Raw genomic sequence first — 16,380 nt, forward strand, 5'->3', positions numbered from 1 at the left:
TAATTATGGAGCTGTGGTTAGAGGTGGAAGCCTCAGCGTCGGGGCGCCCCTCGGGCAGCGCCCGCCGCGCACGGGCCACCCCTGGGCCGGCTACTCCGCCACCGAGTCGGGCGCGAGGGCCACGGCCTCCAACGGCCAACGGGGCAGAACGTCGAAGGCCCACTCCCGATCCCCGGCGGACCAGGCGCCCACCTGCCAGCGCATCGCACCCGCCAGCGCGATCATGGCCCCGTTGTCGGTGCACCAGGCAACCTCGGGGTAATGCAGCCGCCAGCCGTGGCGCGTCGCCGCTTCGCTCAATTGGGCGCGCAGGCGCCGGTTGGCCCCCACCCCACCGGCGACGACCAGACGTTTCAAGCCCGTGGCCTTGAGCGCGGCACGCGACTTGTGCACCAGCACATCGACGATGGCCGCTTCGGTCGCCGCCGCCAGGTCCGCCTTGCGGGCCTCGAGCGCCGGGCCCAGCTTGCGCGCCTGGGTCAGCACCGCCGTCTTCAGTCCAGCGAACGAAAAATCCAGATCGCCGCTGTGCAACAGTGGCCGTGGCAGCGCAAACGCGGCGGGGTCACCCGGCTCGGCCAACCGCGACAAGGCCGGACCGCCCGGGTACCCCAGGCCCAGCACCTTGGCCGACTTGTCAAACGCCTCTCCAGCCGCGTCGTCGATGGTCTCGCCCAACAGGTGGTAGCGCCCCACGCCGTCCACGCGCATTAGTTGCGTGTGCCCGCCCGAGACCAGCAAGGCAACGAAGGGAAAGGCCGGTGGATCGGCACTCAAGAAGGGCGACAGCAGGTGCCCCTCCAAATGGTGCACACCGACCGCCGGCACGTCCAACGCGGCGGCCAAGGCACAGGCCACGCCCGCTCCCACCAACAGCGCCCCGGCCAGTCCCGGACCACGGGTGTAGGCCACCGCATCGACGTCGTGCAGCGCCACTCCGGCCTGGGCCAACGCGGCCTCCGTCAGGGGCAGCACGCGGCGAATGTGGTCGCGACTGGCCAGCTCCGGCACCACCCCGCCATAGTCCCGGTGCATGGCCACCTGACTGTGCAGCGCGGCCCCGAGCAGGCGCGGCACGCCCTGCGGCGCGGCCTCGACCAAGGCGACACCGGTTTCGTCACACGACGATTCGATCCCTAAAATTTTCATGGGTGCAGTGTACGCATTCCTCCTACAACGGTCCGGTCGAAGGGATCGTCCAATTGAATGCAGCGTCACCGCGCCTGGTCGCCTTGATCGGCGCTTCTGCCGGAGGATTGAAGCCGCTGCGCGAGTTGGTGGCCGCGATGCCGCACGACCCTCGCGTGGCGGCCATCGTGGCCCAGCACCTCGCCGGCAGCGAACCGTCGGCCCTGGTGCGATTGCTGCAGGCGGTCACGCGCATCCCCGTGCAGTCCATCGAAGACGGCACGCCCCTTCGTGGCGGCCTGCTGTACGTCACCCCGCCTGGACACCACGTCGAAATCGACGGCCGTGTGCTGCGGTTGTATGCCGCCAAGTCCGGCCCGGCGCCCGTGCCCTCGCTGGACCGCCTGTTCAGCTCCGCCGCGCGGGGGCTGGGGCGGCATGCGCTGGCCATCGTGCTGTCCGGCACGGGCCAAGACGGGGCGGTGGGCGCGCGCGTCGTGCGCGAGGCCGGTGGCGCGGTCTGGGCCGAACAACCCAGCGAGGCCCCGTTTTACAGCATGCCGCACGCCCTGATCGACCGCGGACTGGCGGACCACGTCGCCAGCGCCGTGGCACTGGGCCGGCGCCTGGGCGACTGGATCGAAGGCCCCGTAGCCGGGCACGGAACGGCCGACATGGCCGGCGAACGCTCCGCCTTTCGCGCACTGGTCGAACGCCTGGGCAACCGCTCCGGCTTGGATCTGGGCCAATACCAGGAGGCGACGCTGCGCCGCCAGTTCGAGCGTGTGATGCGCCAGCATGGCGCGTCCAGCCTGACCCAACTCGCCCAGGACGCGCAGAACGACCCTCAGCTTGTGCAAGCGTTGTTGCAATCGCTCACCATCGGCGTGACCGAATGGCTGCGCAATCCGTCGGCGTTCAATGCGCTGCGCCTGGCGTGGCGAGAATACATCCGGGCCCGCCACGTCGCGGGCGCGACCACCCTGCGCCTGTGGTCGGTGGGGTGCTCGACCGGCGAGGAAGTCTACGGCCTGGCCATGCTGACCGACGATGTCCTGGCCGAGCTGGGCTGCACCATGGACTGGGTGGTGCTGGGCTCAGACGTCAGCGACCCGGCCCTGGAGTAGGCGCGTAACGGGGTGTTCGACTAAGACAGCGTCCACGGCCTGCCACCGGCATGGCGCGAACGGTACTTCACCCGCATCGGGCACACGCTGCGGGTGCAGCAGGAGTTGCGCCGGCGCTGCGTGTTCGCCCACCACGACGTCGTGCAGGATCTGCCGTTCATGCGCATGGACCTGGTGGCCTGCCGCAATGTGCTGATCTACTTCAAGGGCGAGGCCAAGGACGACGTCTTGAGCCGTTTGCACTACGCCCTGGTGCCCGAAGGCTTGCTGATGCTGGGGCGCTCCGAGGGCTTGTCGAGCCGCGTCCACCCCTGGTTCCAGGCCGTTTCCGTCCAGGAGCATCTGTGGCGCAAGCGCAGCGATGCTCCTGCCCGCCAGCCGCTGCCGGGTCTGGGGCGGCGCCACCCCAGGCGCGGCATGGTCGCCCCCCTGCACCCCGCGACGCCGCCGCAGTTGGGCCCGGTGGACCGGCTGGAAAACGACTTGCGCGAGCGCCTGCTGAGCTACCTGATCGGCCGCTATGCCGCGCCCACCGTGCTGGTGGACCGCGAGGGCCACCCCCTGCACGTGGTCGGCCCCATGGAGGGCCTGTTGCATTGGCCGGCCGGCCCGACGGCGGAATTGGCCCTGCCCAACTTGGTGCCGGCCGCGTGGCGGCGCGATGTGCAATTGGCGCTGCACCGCCTGTTGATCACGCAGGAGTCCGCCGTGCGCGTACCCCTGCCGCCCATCGCGGAGCGGCCCGCGTACGTGCTCGAAGCCGCCCGGCTCGAGCAAGGACAGGACGCCTATCTGATCGTCAGTTTCGGCCGCCCGTCCAGCGCGGACACCGACGGGTCTGGGCGGCCGCCGCCCGCGCCCGACGAGCCGTATGGGCTGCACGAAGAACGCCTGCAAAGCCTGATCGAGGCGCTCGAGCACAGCCAGCGCCAGTTGCAGCAGGTCAACGAGGCGTTGAGCGTCACCTCCGAAGAGTTGGAAGCCGCCAACGAGGAGCTGGAGGCCTCCAACGAAGAACTGGAAGCGTCCAACGAGGAACTGCGCACCCTCAACGAGGAGCTGGACCGCTCGCTGCGCGAGCAGCAACAGCTCAATGACCTGCTGCACGCCGTGCAGGAAAGCGCGGGCACCGCCCTCGCCGTGCTGGACCACGAGCGGCGGTTGCTGCGCTACAACCGGACGGCGCAGGACATGCTCGTGCTGCGCGAGGCGCAACTGGGCCTGCCCTGGGCGTTCGACGACCGGCATTTCCCCTGGCCGGGGGAACTGGTGGAGCATGTGGCCAAAGGGGCGCCCGGCCCCTGGCAGGGCCAGATCGAGCTGGCCCAGGCGCGCTATCTGGTGCAGTTGGTGCCCTGGCAAACCCACGACGCGCGCACCGGCTACGTCCTCTCCGTCACCGACCTGACGGAGCTGCAAAGCGCCGAGAAAGCCCGACTGGAACTCCAGAGCCGGCTCAGTGCGCTGACCGAGGCGCTGCACGAGGCGGTCCTGCTGTTCGACCCCCGCAACGAGCGGTTGATCTACGCCTCCCACCGCTATCAGGACTGGTTCGGCCCGGCCGACGCGACCCCGACGCCGCCCAAGCTCGGGGCGTGGATCGACGCGATCGCCAGCGACGAACGCGCCCGTGTCATCGACCGATGGCGCGACGGCACGGTCCCGCAATGGACGCAGCGCTATCGGGTGCAAACGCGCGACGGCGGCTGGCGCCACCTGCAGGAACGTGCCAGCCGTATCACCGCCAGCGATGGCGAGACCTCGCTGATTGCCGCGTCGCTGCTGGATGTGACAGAGATGGTCCAGCTCGAGCAACGCGAGCGCAGCGCCCACGCGCGGCTGCAGGCGGTTTGGGACAACCCCAGCGTCGGCATCGCGGTGTGCGACAGCAGCGGCGTGGTCATCGAATGCAACGGCGCGCTGACCCTGCGGCTGGGCGCCACCGACGCCGAGGTGCGCGGCACCCGCTGGATCGACTGGGTGGACGTCGATGACCGGGGCGGTATGCAGGTGCAGTGGCGCTCGCTGCTCAGCGGGCGCTCGCCGCCGCCGCTGGAGCAACGCCTGCACACCCGCGAAGGCGCCCAGCGCTGGACACGGCAACACCTGTCACTGGCCCGGCACGCGCTGGGAACGGGCGATCTGGTGGTGGTCTTGCTCGAAAACATCGAAGAGGCCAAGCTGCGCGAGCAGACCATCTTTCGCCAGGCCAACTACGACGCCCTGACCGGGCTGCCCAACCGCAGCCTGTACCGGGACCGGCTGGAGCAGGCGCTGTTGCGGGCGCAGCGCGACGGCCATCCGGTCTACGTGATGTTCTGCGACCTGGACGGCTTCAAAGAGGTCAACGATGTGCATGGGCACGAGATGGGCGACGCTGTCCTCGTCGAGACGGCGTCGCGCATCCGCCGAACCCTGCGGCCGAACGACACCATCGCGCGCTTTGGCGGTGACGAGTTCGTGATGCTGATCGACGGGGCGGAGTCGCCCCTGGTGGTCGAGCGGATCGCCGACACCGTGCTGCATTCGCTGCGCCAGCCTTTCCATGTGGGCGACCAGACCCTGCGGCTGAGCGGCAGCGTCGGCATCGCCGCCCACCCCTCCGACGGCGAGACACCGGAAGAGCTGCTGCGCATGGCCGACACGGCCATGTACGCGGCCAAGAACGGCGGCCGCGACCGGATGCGGTTTTACTCGCCGCAGATGGAGAGCCGCACCCGGCGTCTGGCGGAAATCAAGGCCGGCCTGGAGCAGGCACTGGCCCAGGGCCAGTTCGAACTGCACTACCAGCCCCTGGTCACCTTGCCGCAGCGCCAAGTGCGCGGCGCCGAGGTACTGCTGCGCTGGCGTCAGCCGGAGCGCGGCCTCGTGTCGCCGGCCGAGTTCATCGGTGTGGCCGAGTCCAGTGGCCAGATCCGCCGCATCGGCGCCTGGGTGCTGCGCGAAACGGCCCGTGCCGCGATGGAGGCCGCGGCGCGTTGGGGCGACGATTTTCGGTTGTCGGTCAACGTCTCGGCCACGCAGTTTGGTGACAGCGCCCTGCGCGAATGGCTGGACGAACACGGTGCCGCCCTGCCCCACCTGACCATTGAGGTGACCGAGTCGGTTTGGATGGCCGACAGCCCCTCGACCCTGAGCTGGCTGCAGCGGGTGCGCGAGCGCGGCGCTCTCGTGGCGCTGGACGATTTTGGCACCGGGTATTCGAGCCTGGCCTACTTGCTGCGCACGCCGGTGGACGAGCTCAAAATCGACAAGCGCTTCACGGACCACGTCGGCACCGGCGGGCCGAGCGAGCGCATCGTGACGGCCGTGCTCGAGATTGCGGCCGCCCTGAACGCCCGGGTGGTCGTGGAAGGGGTGGAGACCGCCGCCCAACTGGCCTTTCTGGAGCCTCACGCTCCGCTGGACGTGCAAGGCTTTCACTTTGCGCGCCCGATGCCGTGGGAGGCATTTGCTCGCTTCGTGGACGCCTCGCAGGCCGCCCGCCCTTGACGGCACTCCGAGCGGCGACCGCTGCTCCCAAGCGCCAACAGGCCGATGCGACGTGGTCTGGATCTAGGAAAGCAAACAGCCCATGGGCACGGGGCGCATGGGCTGTGGTGTGTGGCGGAGCGGACGGGGCTCGAACCCGCGACCCCCGGCGTGACAGGCCGGTATTCTAACCAACTGAACTACCGCTCCAATGTGGCGACCCTACGGGGATTCGAACCCCGGTACTCACCGTGAAAGGGTGATGTCCTAGGCCTCTAGACGATAGGGTCTGTGTTCGTGGTGGAGGTAAGCGGGATCGAACCGCTGACCTCTTGCATGCCATGCAAGCGCTCTCCCAGCTGAGCTATACCCCCACGGGCCTGCTGTTGTCGATGATTTCGTTGTCGTTTTCGAAATCCGTCGTGCATCAGCAAGACCTGCATTATAGACACATTTTCGAGGCGTTTTGAAGACGAAGACGATTTTTTTGCGCCCCCCGCTCAGACCGCGGCCAGCCGCGCCAGCACGTCCTCGCGCCGGTGCAGCGCCAGCACCGCATCCACCGACGGCGTCTGCGCCACGCCCATCACCAGCACGCGCACCGGCATCGCCAGCTGCGGCATCTTCAGGCCGTGGCTGGCCAGCGTCGCCTTCAGCGCCGCGGCGATGTCGGCCGCCGTCCACGGCACGTCGGCCAGGCGCTGGCGCAGGTCGGCCAGCGCCGGACGCACCGCGTCGGTGACGTGCTGCGCCAGGTCCTCGGCGCCCGGGGTCGGGGCCTGGTAGTACGGCTGCGCCCAATCCGCCAGCGCCACCGTGGTGTCGCAGCGATCCTTGAACAGGCCGCAGATCGCCGGCAGCCGCTCGTCGGCCTGCACGCCGCGGCGCGCCAGCTGCTCGGCCACCAGCGGCGCCAGCCGCTCATCGGGCGTCATCTTCATGTGCTGCGCGTTGACCCAGCGCAGCTTGGCCTCGTCGAACTGCGCGGCGCTGCGGCCCAGGTGGTCGAGGTCGAACCACTGCAGGAACTGCTCGCGCGTGAAGATCTCGTCGTCGCCGTGGCTCCAGCCCAGCCGCGCCAGGTAGTTGATCATCGCGTCGGGCAGGAAGCCGGCCTCCCGGTACCACGTCACCGGCTTGGCGCCGTGGCGCTTGCTCATCTTCTCGCCCTGCTCGTTGAGCACGGTGGGCAGGTGGGCGTACACCGGCGGCTCGTGGCCGAGCGCGCGGATGATGTTGATCTGGCGCGGGGTGTTGTTGACGTGGTCGTCGCCGCGGATCACGTGCGTGATGCGCATGTCGATGTCGTCCACCACGACGCAGAAGTTGTAGGTCGGCACGCCGATCTGGCCGACCGGCGCCTGGCGCGCGATGACCAGGTCGTCCAGCTCGTCGTTGCGGATCTCGATGCGGCCCTTGACCTTGTCGTCCCACACGACGCTGCCGGCAAGCGGGTTCTTGAAGCGGATCACCGGCAGCACGCCGCTGGGGGGCGTGGGCAGCACCTTGCCCGGCTCGGGGCGCCAGGTGCCGTCGTAGCGCGGCTTGAGCTTGGCGGCCATCTGGCGCTCGCGCAGGGCCTCCAGCTCTTGCGGCGTCATGTAGCAGTGGTAGGCCAGCCCCGCCTGCAGCATTTGCGCGATGACCTCGCGGTAGCGGTCCATGCGCTGCATCTGGTAGTAGGGTCCCTCGTCGGGGGTCAGGCCCAGCCATTCCATCGCTTCCAGGATCACGCGCACCGCCTCGTCGGTGGAGCGTTCCTGGTCGGTGTCCTCGATGCGCAGGATGAAGTCGCCGCCGTGGGCGCGCGCAAACGCCCACGGATAGAGCGCCGAGCGGATGTTGCCGAGGTGGATGAAGCCCGTTGGCGACGGGGCGAAGCGGGTGCGGACTCGTTGCGTCATGATGGATCGGGATCGGAGGGTCGCGCTGGCTCGTCAGACGAGCGCATCCAGGCCGCGCGCCAGGTCGGCGGTGAGGTCGTCCAGATGTTCCAGCCCGACCGAGATGCGGATCAGCGCCTGCGTGATGCCGGCGGCTTGGCGCTGCGCTTCGGTCAGGCGCCCGTGCGAGGTACTGGCCGGGTGCGAGCACAGCGTCTTGGTGTCGCCGAGGTTGGTGGACAGCGAGGCCAGCCGCAGCGCGTCCAGCACCGCGAACGCCCGCGCCCGCCCTTCCTCAGGGCTGGCGGCCCGGACCTCGAACGAGACGATGGCACCGCCGCAGCCGCCCTGCTGGCGCATCGCCAGCGCGTGCTGCGGGTGGCTCGGCAACCCTGGGTGGTGCACGCGCGCCACCGCCGGGTGCGCCTGCAGCCACTGCGCCAGCGCCAGCGCGGTGGCGCTTTGCGCGCGCAGGCGCAGGTGCAGCGTCTCCAGGCCCTTGAGCACCACCCAGGCGTTGAACGGCGCCAGCGTCATGCCGGCGCTGCGCAGCACCGGCAGGAATTTGTCCTCCACCAGCGCGCGGCTGGCACACAGCGCGCCGGCCATCACGCGCCCCTGCCCGTCGAGGAACTTGGTGCCGGAGTGGATGACGATGTCGGCGCCGAATTCGGCCGGGCGCTGCAGCGCCGGCGTGGCAAAGCAGTTGTCCACCGCCAGCCACGCCCCGGCGGCGTGCGCGATGCCGGCCAAGGCCGCGATGTCGCACACCTCGGTCAGCGGATTGGTCGGCGTCTCGGCCAGCAGCAGCCGCGTGCGAGGTGTGACCGCCGCGCGCCAGGCGTCGAGGTCGGTCTGCGGCACGAAGGTGGCCTGCACGCCGAACTTGGCCAGGTCACTGCCGATCAGCTTGATCGTCGCGCCGAACATCGAGCGCGAGCACAGCACGTGGTCGCCGGCCTGCAGCAGGCCCAGTGCCAGCATCAGGATCGCCGCCATGCCGGAGGACGTGGCAATCGCCGCCTCGGTGCCCTCCAGCGCCGCCAGCCGCTGCTCGAAGCTGGCGGTCGTGGGGTTGCCGTAGCGGCCGTAGGTGTAGCCGTCCTCCTCGCCGGCAAAGCGCGCGGCCGCCGCCTCGGCGCTGGGCTGCACGTAGCCACTGGTGAGAAACAGCGCTTCGGCGTTTTCGCCGTAAGGCGAGCGCGGCACGGCCACGCGCACCGCGGCGGTCTCGGGGTGCAGCGCCACGGGCTCAGGCCTCCTGCGCGTTGGGCAGCGTCAGACGCGAGCCACCACCGTCCTCGTCGGCGGGATCGGCCTTGGCGGCCGCCTGGCGCGGCGCATTCATTGCCGTGACGGTCTCCAGGGTCACATCGCCCGTCACATACACACCGTCGAAGCACGATGCCTCGAAGCCGCACAGCCGCGGGTTGAGCGTGGCCACCGCGCGCTTCATCGCTTCGACGTCCTGGTAGATCAGCGCGTCGCAGCCGATCAGCTGGCGCACCTCCTCCACCGAGCGGCCGTGCGCCACCAGCTCCTCCTGCGTCGGCATGTCGATGCCGTAGACGTTGGGGTAGCGCACCGGGGGGGCGGCGCTGGCCAGGTACACCTTGCGCGCGCCGGCCTCGCGCGCCATCTGCACGATCTCGCGGCTGGTGGTGCCGCGCACGATGGAGTCGTCCACCAGCAGCACATTGCGCCCGGCGAACTCGCTGGCGATGACGTTGAGCTTCTGGCGCACCGACTTCTTGCGCACCGCCTGCCCCGGCATGATGAAGGTGCGGCCGACGTATCGGTTCTTCACGAAGCCCTCGCGGTACGGGCGGCCGATCAGGCGCGCCACCTCCATCGCCGCCGGACGGCTGGATTCGGGAATCGGGATGACGGCGTCGATCTCGCCCGGCGGCACGGTGGAGACGACGCGCGTGGCCAGCGTCTCGCCCATGTTGAGCCGCGCCTGGTAGACCGAGATGCCGTCGATCACCGAGTCGGGCCGCGCCAGATACACGAACTCGAAGATGCACGGATGGTGGCGCGGCGCGTCGGCGCACTGGCGCGCGTGGATCTGGCCGTCCAGCGTGACGAAGATCGCCTCGCCCGGGGCGACGTCGCGCTCGAAGCGGTGACCGGTGCCCTCCAGCGCCACCGACTCGCTGGCCGCCATCACCGTGCCGTCCGGGCCGCGGCCGATGCACAGCGGCCGGATGCCGAACGGGTCGCGGAACACCAGCATGCCGTGGCCGGCGATCAGCACCACGACGGCATACGACCCCCGCAGTCGCCGGTGCACCGCCGAGACGGCGGCAAACACGTCGTCGATCTGCAGCGGCACGCCCCGGGTGGCGCGCTCCAGCTCGTGCGCCAGCACGTTGAGCAGCACCTCGGAGTCGCTCTCGGTGTTGATGTGCCGGTGGTCCAGGCGGGCCAGCTCCTCTTTGAGCGCGTGGGCGTTGGTGAGGTTGCCGTTGTGCGCCAGCACCAGGCCAAACGGGGCGTTGACGTAGAAGGGTTGTGCCTCCTCCTCGCTGGCGGCATTGCCGGCGGTGGGATAGCGCACCTGACCCAGCCCGCAGTTGCCCGGCAAGGCCCGCATGTTGCGCGTGCGGAACACGTCGCGCACCATGCCCTTGGCCTTGTGCATGAAGAACTTGTGCCCCAGCTGCGTCACGATGCCCGCCGCATCCTGCCCCCGGTGCTGCAGCAGCAGCAAGGCGTCATAGATGAGCTGATTGACCGGCTGGGCGCTGACCACGCCAACGATGCCACACATGTCGTTGTCCTCGAACTACGGAAAATACACGGCCACCGGGGCCGGCACCAGCACTTTCACCGCCTGCAGCCCCTGTCCCAACCACCGCGGCCCCCACGCCTCGCGCCAGGCGGGGCTGTCCACCCAGGGGGTGAGCTGCACCAGCAGCGTCGCCGCCATCAGCAGCAGCACGCCGCGCAACACCCCGAACACCCCACCCAGCACACGGTCGATGGGCCGCAAGCCGACCGCCTGCGTCCCCTGCCGCACGAGCCAGGCGAGCAGCCCCCCGGCAAACGCCGTGGCGACGAACAGCACGGCAAACCCGGCGGCATACCGCAGGGGATCGCTCCATTCGGCCGACGACGGCAACCACGCCGCCGCCTCCAGCGCCCAGCGCTGGGCGACGACGAAGGCGGCCACCCAGGCCAGCACGGACAGCACCTCGTACAGCAGCCCGCGCCACCAGCCGAGCACGACCGACGCCGCAATCACCGCCAGCAGGATGACATCCACCGCGGCCATGGCTCAAAGCGTCAGCACCGCGGCCGGCAAGCCCAGGCCCTTGACCTTCTCCGCCACCTTTTCCGCCTCGGCCCGCGTGTCGAATGGCCCGACGCGTACCCGGATGCGCTTGCCTTCGGGGGTGTCCGCCACATGGGTGTAGGTCTTGAGGCCCGCCCGCTCGAGGCGCCGGCGCACCTCCTGCGCGCGCGCGGCCTCGGCGAAAGCCCCCACCTGCACGACCACGCGGACCTTGGCCTCGGCGTCGGTGCGCGCGGAGGGGGGCGCCGGGGTCACGGCAGCCGTCGGGGCTGGGGTGGGGGCCGACGCCTGGACGGCCGCCGGTGGTGCGGCATCGCCCTCGGCAGCGGCCGCGGGCCGCGGAGCCGCTGCCGGCGCCGGGGTTGCCGCGGGAACGGTTGGCGCCGACTCCGCCGCAGGCGCCTCGGCAGGCCTTGGCAGGGCGGCCGCATGGCCGTACGGCGGCTCCAGCGGCGCGACGGACTGACGCGCCGGGATCTCGATGGCGATGTCGACGGGGATGGGCCTGGGCTGCGACTCCAGCACCAACGGCAAGGTGATGACGGCCGCGGCGACCAGCACGGCCGCCCCGATCAGCCGCTGGCGGGCGCGCCGGCGCAGCGTCTCGATCGACGGCGGCGGTTGCTGTCGCCCGCCTCCCGGCGAGGCGGGCGATGGGCCGGAGCCGGAGCGGAGTTGAAACATGCGTCAGCCCTGCAGGTGCTTGGCGCCCAGGCGCGGCAACCCGTGTTGCAGCACGCCGCCCACCGTGTAGAAGGATCCGAAAATCACGATTCTACCAGCGGGGTCCGCCCCCGCGACCGCAGACCGCAAGGCGGCGGTGGGGTCCGAATGCACGGCCGCCTGGGCGTCGCGTCGGCGCGTGGCGGCCTGCCACAGTCCGTACAGATCGGTGGCGCGGGCGGCCCGGGCCGTGGGCAAATCGCAAAAATGCCAGGCGTCGATCAACGGATCGAGCCGCTCGAGCATCGGCCGCACGGCCTTGTCGGCCATGGCGCCGAACACCGCCTGCGTCTGCGGGTAAAAGCCCATCGCATCCAGGTTCTCGGCCAGGGCCGCGGCCGCGTGCGGGTTGTGTGCCACGTCCAGCACGATCACCGGCTGACCCGGCACGATCTGGAAGCGCCCAACCCACTCCACCAGAGCCAGCCCCTGCCGCACCGCCTGGGCGGCCACCGGCAGGCGGGGATGCAGGGCCTCCAGCACCGCGAGCGCGCCGGCGGCATTGACCAACTGGTTGACCCCGCGCAGGGCCGGATAGGCCAGCCCGCTGTAGCGGCGCGTTCGGCCCTGCCAGTTCCACTGCTGTCGGTCACCCGCGTGGCGAAAGTCGCGCCCCGCCAGCCACACATCCGCTCCCACCTCGATGGCGCGATCGATCACGCTGCGCGGCGGCACGGGGTCGGACACCACGACCGGACGGCCGGTGCGCACGATGCCCGCCTTCTCGTAGCCGATCGCCTCGCGGTCGGGTCCCAGGTACTCCACGTGATCCAGATCGACGCTGGTGATGACGGCGCAGTCCGCATCCCACAGGTTGACGGCATCCAGCCGCCCGCCCATGCCCACCTCCAGGATCAGCACATCCGGGCGTCGCGCCAGCAGCGCATGCACCAGCGCCAGGGTGGTGAACTCGAAGTAGCTGAGCGCGACAGCCTCGCCCGCGGTCCGGGCCGCCTCCACCGCCGCGAAGGACGGCACCAGATCGGCCGCCGCCATCGGCACGCCATCCAGCCGGGCGCGCTCTTCGAAATCGACCAGATGCGGCGAGGTGTAGAGCCCCGTGCGGTAGCCCGCCTGGCGGTAGATGGCCTCGAGCATCGCGCAGGTGGATCCCTTGCCGTTGGTGCCCGCCACGGTGATCACGGGACAGCGCGGCTGCACGGCATCGCCCAGGCGTCGGGCGACGGCCTGCACCCGCTCCAGCCCCAGCGTGATGCGCTGCCCATGCAACCGCTCCAAATGGGCCAGCCAGTGAGCAAGCGGCGAGGTGGCGTCGGGGGGCGACAACGCAGAATCTAGGGGGGTCGTGGTCATCGGGTCGGCCCATGCGCGGGGAAAACCCGCATTGTGCCAAGCCTGTTTGCCCCAGGCCCACCAAACGCACCGCCGCGCGCAGGCCCTTGCGCTACGATGCAAACATGATCCATGTCTACGGCATCCCCAACTGCGAAACCGTGAAGAAAGCCCGCGCCTGGCTCGTGGCGCGGGGCGTCGAGCACGCTTTTCACGACTTCAAAAAACAGGGCGTACCGGTGGCACGGCTCGATGCCTGGCTGGCAGCCCTGGGGTGGGAGGCGCTGCTCAACCGCCGCGGCACCACCTGGCGCCAGCTCGACGACGCCACCCGGGCCGGCGTGACCGACGCGGCCAGTGCCCGGGCCCTGATGCTGGCTAAGCCCAGCGTGATCCGCCGGCCGGTCGTGGAGTGGGGCGAGGCCGTCACGGCGGGCTTCGACCCCGACGACTGGCAACGCCGCTGCTGACCCGCCGCCGCACGCGTGCGGCACCGCGCCACGCCCCCAGGTCGCCAGGGCGCGGGGATGCAGCGCCTACAATCGGCGCACCATGAACGCCATCACCGACACCCTCAGCGGCGCGGCCGTCTCCACGCGCGCCAACGTCTATTTCGACGGCAAGTGCGTCAGCCACAGCCTGACGCTCGCCGACGGCACCCGCAAGTCGGTCGGGGTCATTCTGCCGTCCACCCTCACCTTCAACACCGGCGCGCCGGAAATCATGGAAGGCGTGGGCGGACACTGCGAGGTGCTGCTGCCCGGCGACAGCGAGTGGCGGCGCTTCGGCCCCGGCGAGCGCTTTGCCGTGCCGGGGCAGTCCAGCTTCCAGATCCGCGTCGACGGCGAACCCTACCACTACATCTGCCATTTCGGCTGACACCCTCCCCCCTATCCCCAACGTTGCACGGCCATGTCCACCATCCTGCAAAGCCTGCCCGTCGGCCAGAAGGTCGGCATCGCATTTTCCGGCGGCCTCGACACCAGCGCGGCCCTGTTGTGGATGCGCCAAAAGGGCGCCATCCCCTACGCCTACACGGCCAACCTGGGCCAGCCGGACGAGCCGGACTACGACGCGATCCCGAAACGCGCCCTGGCCTACGGGGCCGAGAAGGCGCGCCTGGTGGACTGCCGCCCGCAGCTCGCCTCCGAAGGGCTGGCGGCGCTGCAGTGCGGCGCCTTCCACATCAGCACCGCGGGCGTGACCTACTTCAACACCACGCCGATCGGCCGTGCGGTCACCGGCACCATGCTGGTCGCGGCGATGAAGGAGGACGACGTCCACATCTGGGGCGACGGCTCCACCTACAAGGGCAACGACATCGAGCGTTTCTACCGCTACGGCCTCGTCACCAACCCCGCGCTGCAGATCTACAAGCCGTGGCTGGATCAGACGTTCATCGATGAGCTGGGCGGCCGCAAGGAAATGTCGGAGTTCCTGATCCGCAACGGCTTCGACTACAAGATGTCGGTGGAAAAGGCCTACAGCACCGACAGCAACATGCTGGGCGCCACGCACGAGGCCAAGGACCTGGAGCACCTGAACTCCGGCATCCGCATCGTCAACCCCATCATGGGCGTGGCGTTCTGGAAGCCCGAGGTCGACGTCCAGCCCGAAGAGGTCACGGTGCGCTTCGAGGAAGGCCGCCCGGTGGCCCTCAACGGCCGCGAATACCCGGATCTGGTGGAGCTGTTCCTCGAGGCCAACCGCATCGGCGGGCGCCACGGCCTGGGCATGAGCGACCAGATCGAAAACCGCATCATCGAGGCCAAGAGCCGCGGCATCTACGAGGCCCCCGGCATGGCGCTGCTGTTCATCGCCTACGAGCGGCTGGTCACCGGCATCCACAACGAGGACACCATCGAGCAGTACCGCGACAACGGCCGCAAGCTCGGCCGCCTGCTCTACCAGGGCCGCTGGTTCGATCCGCAGGCCATTATGCTGCGCGAGGCCGTGCAGCGCTGGGTGGCACGCGCCATCACCGGCGAAGTGACGCTGGAGCTGCGCCGGGGCAACGACTATTCCATCCTCAACACCGAAAGCCCCAACCTGACCTACCACCCAGAGCGGCTGACGATGGAAAAGGGCGCCTCGGTGTTCACGCCGCGCGACCGCATCGGTCAACTCACCATGCGCAACCTGGACATCACCGACACGCGCGACAAGCTGTCCATTTACACCCAGGCTGGCCTGTTGGCGATCGGCAAGGACGGCGATCTGCTCAAGCTCGGCGGTTGACACTTGCCACTTGCGCGCTGCCCGCGCGCCGTCACGTCCCGTCGCGCGCCCAGCGCACGATGCGTGCCGCCAGGCGTTGCGTCGTGTTGGGCGAGCGCAGGTCGCCCGCAATCACATGCTGTTCGCGGTCGGTGCTGTCCTCCACCCGTTCCAGACGCTTGACGGGGCTGCCCAAGCGGGCGAACAGCGCCTCGGTCAGGCCCGGATCGACCGTGCGGTCGCGCGGGCTGTACAGCACCAGCACCGGCGTCTGTATGGTGGACGCATCCGCCTCGCGCACGCGCTGCACCAGTGCCATCATCGGCAACAACGCCTGCACCGGGTAGACACGGGTCCAACCCGCCTCGATGCGCGGGTCGTCGCTGGGCGCGCCGACCGTACCGCCCGTGATGGCCTGCGCCAGTTGCGCCCCCCAGGGGCCATTCAGCAGCTCGGTGCGTTTGTCCGCCGGCCCGAAGTTGGGTGATATCCACACCTGCCGCGCCACCGGCACGCCAGCCGCATCCGGCCGCAAGGCCAGCCACGCGCCCAACGTCCCGCCGGTGGAGGTGCCGATCACCAATACCCGCTCGCCGATCGCGTGACCGATACGCACCGCCTCGACCGCGTCGGCCAGCCAGTCCTGCGGGGCGACGGCCACCAGCGCCGCTGGGGGCAACCCGTGGCCCGCCAGCCGCGTGTGGAACAGGTTGGCCCCGAGGTCTTGCGCCACCCGTTCGGCCAGGGGGGCGGTCTCCACCCGGCTGGCGGTAAACCCATGCAGGTACACCACGGCCCAGGGGGTGCGCGTGCCGGGGGCACCGTGCCAGACGATGCCCTTGGCCGTACCCGGGCGCAAACCGGGGTGGGTCGCCTCCTGCGCGGCCAGCCAGCCGTCCAGTTCGGCCAGCGCCGCGGGCGGACGCGCGCGGGGCGCGGGCTCGTCGGGGCCATAGGCATACCGAGGGCCGGCGAACCACAGCACCGCCAGCACCCCCACCACGGCCATCAGGCCCGTCGCCCAGCGGCGCAGGCGCCCCGTCGGGGCCGTCGGGCGCGCAGCCCCCCGCGCACCGGTCTGGGATGGCGATGGAACGGACATGGCAACTCCAAAAATGACGAAACGTTGACGCCCGAGCGGGGCCGCGCCCCTGGCCCGTGACTGTAACCGGCCGTAACAACCGTCTCTCATTGCAAGAACCCCTTGGCAGTGCGCGGCTTGTTTCGAAGAATGCGGTCA

At 70.0% G+C, this 16,380-nt stretch carries 12 protein-coding genes, 3 tRNA genes and 1 pseudogene; 5 read left to right on the top strand and 11 right to left on the bottom strand.

What is annotated here, in order from left to right; translation table 11 throughout:
- Positions 1-90 precede the first annotated feature (90 nt).
- On the bottom strand, positions 91-1,149 hold the full coding sequence (tsaD, locus tag ACK4TH_RS06505) for a tRNA (adenosine(37)-N6)-threonylcarbamoyltransferase complex transferase subunit TsaD (RefSeq protein ID WP_409624006.1): 1,059 nt from the start codon (positions 1,147-1,149) through the stop codon (positions 91-93).
- An 83-nt stretch (positions 1,150-1,232) separates the two neighbouring features.
- On the opposite strand from tsaD, the pseudogene ACK4TH_RS06510 reads away from it, so the two are divergent.
- Both ACK4TH_RS06510 and ACK4TH_RS06515 read left to right on the top strand, forming a co-directional pair.
- Positions 1,233-2,579: pseudogene (locus ACK4TH_RS06510) on the top strand (CheR family methyltransferase); the annotation flags it as partial.
- A gap of 93 nt (positions 2,580-2,672) precedes the next feature.
- Positions 2,673-5,747 (top strand): EAL domain-containing protein, encoded by a 3,075-nt coding sequence (locus ACK4TH_RS06515; protein WP_409624081.1) that lies wholly within the window; start codon positions 2,673-2,675, stop codon positions 5,745-5,747.
- A 112-nt stretch (positions 5,748-5,859) separates the two neighbouring features.
- On the opposite strand, the gene ACK4TH_RS06520 is transcribed toward ACK4TH_RS06515, so the two are convergent.
- The 9 genes from ACK4TH_RS06520 to folC all read right to left on the bottom strand — a co-directional run bounded on the left by ACK4TH_RS06520 (position 5,860) and on the right by folC (position 12,944).
- A tRNA-Asp gene (locus tag ACK4TH_RS06520) sits at positions 5,860-5,936 on the bottom strand.
- A 4-nt stretch (positions 5,937-5,940) separates the two neighbouring features.
- A tRNA-Glu gene (locus ACK4TH_RS06525) sits at positions 5,941-6,016 on the bottom strand.
- Between the two features lie 8 nt (positions 6,017-6,024).
- Positions 6,025-6,100: transfer RNA gene (locus ACK4TH_RS06530), tRNA-Ala, on the bottom strand.
- A 126-nt stretch (positions 6,101-6,226) separates the two neighbouring features.
- Positions 6,227-7,630 carry a glutamate--tRNA ligase gene (gene gltX, locus ACK4TH_RS06535; RefSeq protein ID WP_409624008.1) on the bottom strand — a complete coding sequence of 468 codons (1,404 nt, stop codon included), beginning with the start codon at positions 7,628-7,630 and terminating at the stop codon, positions 6,227-6,229.
- A 33-nt stretch (positions 7,631-7,663) separates the two neighbouring features.
- A complete protein-coding gene (locus ACK4TH_RS06540; RefSeq protein WP_409624010.1) occupies positions 7,664-8,857 on the bottom strand; it encodes an O-succinylhomoserine sulfhydrylase in 1,194 nt (397 codons plus the stop codon).
- Between the two features lie 4 nt (positions 8,858-8,861).
- Positions 8,862-10,382, bottom strand: a complete 1,521-nt coding sequence (gene purF / locus ACK4TH_RS06545) for an amidophosphoribosyltransferase (protein WP_409624012.1) — start codon at positions 10,380-10,382, stop codon at positions 8,862-8,864.
- 15 nt (positions 10,383-10,397) lie between these two features.
- Positions 10,398-10,886, bottom strand: a complete 489-nt coding sequence (locus ACK4TH_RS06550; protein WP_409624014.1) for a CvpA family protein — start codon at positions 10,884-10,886, stop codon at positions 10,398-10,400.
- A gap of 3 nt (positions 10,887-10,889) precedes the next feature.
- On the bottom strand, positions 10,890-11,591 hold the full coding sequence (locus ACK4TH_RS06555; protein WP_409624016.1) for an SPOR domain-containing protein: 702 nt from the start codon (positions 11,589-11,591) through the stop codon (positions 10,890-10,892).
- A 3-nt stretch (positions 11,592-11,594) separates the two neighbouring features.
- Positions 11,595-12,944, bottom strand: a complete 1,350-nt coding sequence (gene folC / locus ACK4TH_RS06560) for a bifunctional tetrahydrofolate synthase/dihydrofolate synthase (RefSeq protein ID WP_409624018.1) — start codon at positions 12,942-12,944, stop codon at positions 11,595-11,597.
- Positions 12,945-13,048: 104 nt separating this feature from the next.
- Between folC and ACK4TH_RS06565 the strand changes: the two genes are divergently transcribed.
- The 3 genes from ACK4TH_RS06565 (at position 13,049) to argG (ending at position 15,161) form a co-directional block, all read left to right on the top strand.
- The gene (locus ACK4TH_RS06565; RefSeq protein WP_409624020.1) at positions 13,049-13,393 is read left to right on the top strand and encodes an ArsC family reductase; all 345 of its coding nucleotides are present in this window, start codon (positions 13,049-13,051) and stop codon (positions 13,391-13,393) included.
- An 82-nt stretch (positions 13,394-13,475) separates the two neighbouring features.
- The gene (locus ACK4TH_RS06570; RefSeq protein ID WP_409624022.1) at positions 13,476-13,802 is read left to right on the top strand and encodes a pyrimidine/purine nucleoside phosphorylase; all 327 of its coding nucleotides are present in this window, start codon (positions 13,476-13,478) and stop codon (positions 13,800-13,802) included.
- 33 nt (positions 13,803-13,835) lie between these two features.
- Positions 13,836-15,161, top strand: a complete 1,326-nt coding sequence (argG, locus tag ACK4TH_RS06575) for an argininosuccinate synthase (protein WP_409624024.1) — start codon at positions 13,836-13,838, stop codon at positions 15,159-15,161.
- A gap of 31 nt (positions 15,162-15,192) precedes the next feature.
- On the opposite strand, the gene ACK4TH_RS06580 is transcribed toward argG, so the two are convergent.
- Positions 15,193-16,242, bottom strand: coding sequence for an alpha/beta hydrolase (locus tag ACK4TH_RS06580; protein ID WP_409624026.1), 1,050 nt, complete (start codon positions 16,240-16,242; stop codon positions 15,193-15,195).
- Positions 16,243-16,380 lie beyond the last annotated feature (138 nt).

The organism is Tepidimonas sp., from assembly GCF_046292505.1.
Taxonomy (GTDB): domain Bacteria; phylum Pseudomonadota; class Gammaproteobacteria; order Burkholderiales; family Burkholderiaceae_C; genus Tepidimonas.

Bases quoted from the DNA above. Each gene is read 5' to 3' on its own strand.
- ACK4TH_RS06515 (WP_409624081.1), top strand. From the start codon at position 2,673: ATGGTCGCCCCCCTGCACCCCGCGACGCCGCCGCAGTTGGGCCCGGTG.
- tsaD (WP_409624006.1), bottom strand. From the start codon at position 1,149: ATGAAAATTTTAGGGATCGAATCGTCGTGTGACGAAACCGGTGTCGCC.
- folC (WP_409624018.1), bottom strand. From the start codon at position 12,944: ATGACCACGACCCCCCTAGATTCTGCGTTGTCGCCCCCCGACGCCACC.
- gltX (WP_409624008.1), bottom strand. From the start codon at position 7,630: ATGACGCAACGAGTCCGCACCCGCTTCGCCCCGTCGCCAACGGGCTTC.
- purF (WP_409624012.1), bottom strand. From the start codon at position 10,382: ATGTGTGGCATCGTTGGCGTGGTCAGCGCCCAGCCGGTCAATCAGCTC.
- ACK4TH_RS06555 (WP_409624016.1), bottom strand. From the start codon at position 11,591: ATGTTTCAACTCCGCTCCGGCTCCGGCCCATCGCCCGCCTCGCCGGGA.
- ACK4TH_RS06570 (WP_409624022.1), top strand. From the start codon at position 13,476: ATGAACGCCATCACCGACACCCTCAGCGGCGCGGCCGTCTCCACGCGC.
- argG (WP_409624024.1), top strand. From the start codon at position 13,836: ATGTCCACCATCCTGCAAAGCCTGCCCGTCGGCCAGAAGGTCGGCATC.
- ACK4TH_RS06565 (WP_409624020.1), top strand. From the start codon at position 13,049: ATGATCCATGTCTACGGCATCCCCAACTGCGAAACCGTGAAGAAAGCC.
- ACK4TH_RS06580 (WP_409624026.1), bottom strand. From the start codon at position 16,242: ATGTCCGTTCCATCGCCATCCCAGACCGGTGCGCGGGGGGCTGCGCGC.
- ACK4TH_RS06550 (WP_409624014.1), bottom strand. From the start codon at position 10,886: ATGGCCGCGGTGGATGTCATCCTGCTGGCGGTGATTGCGGCGTCGGTC.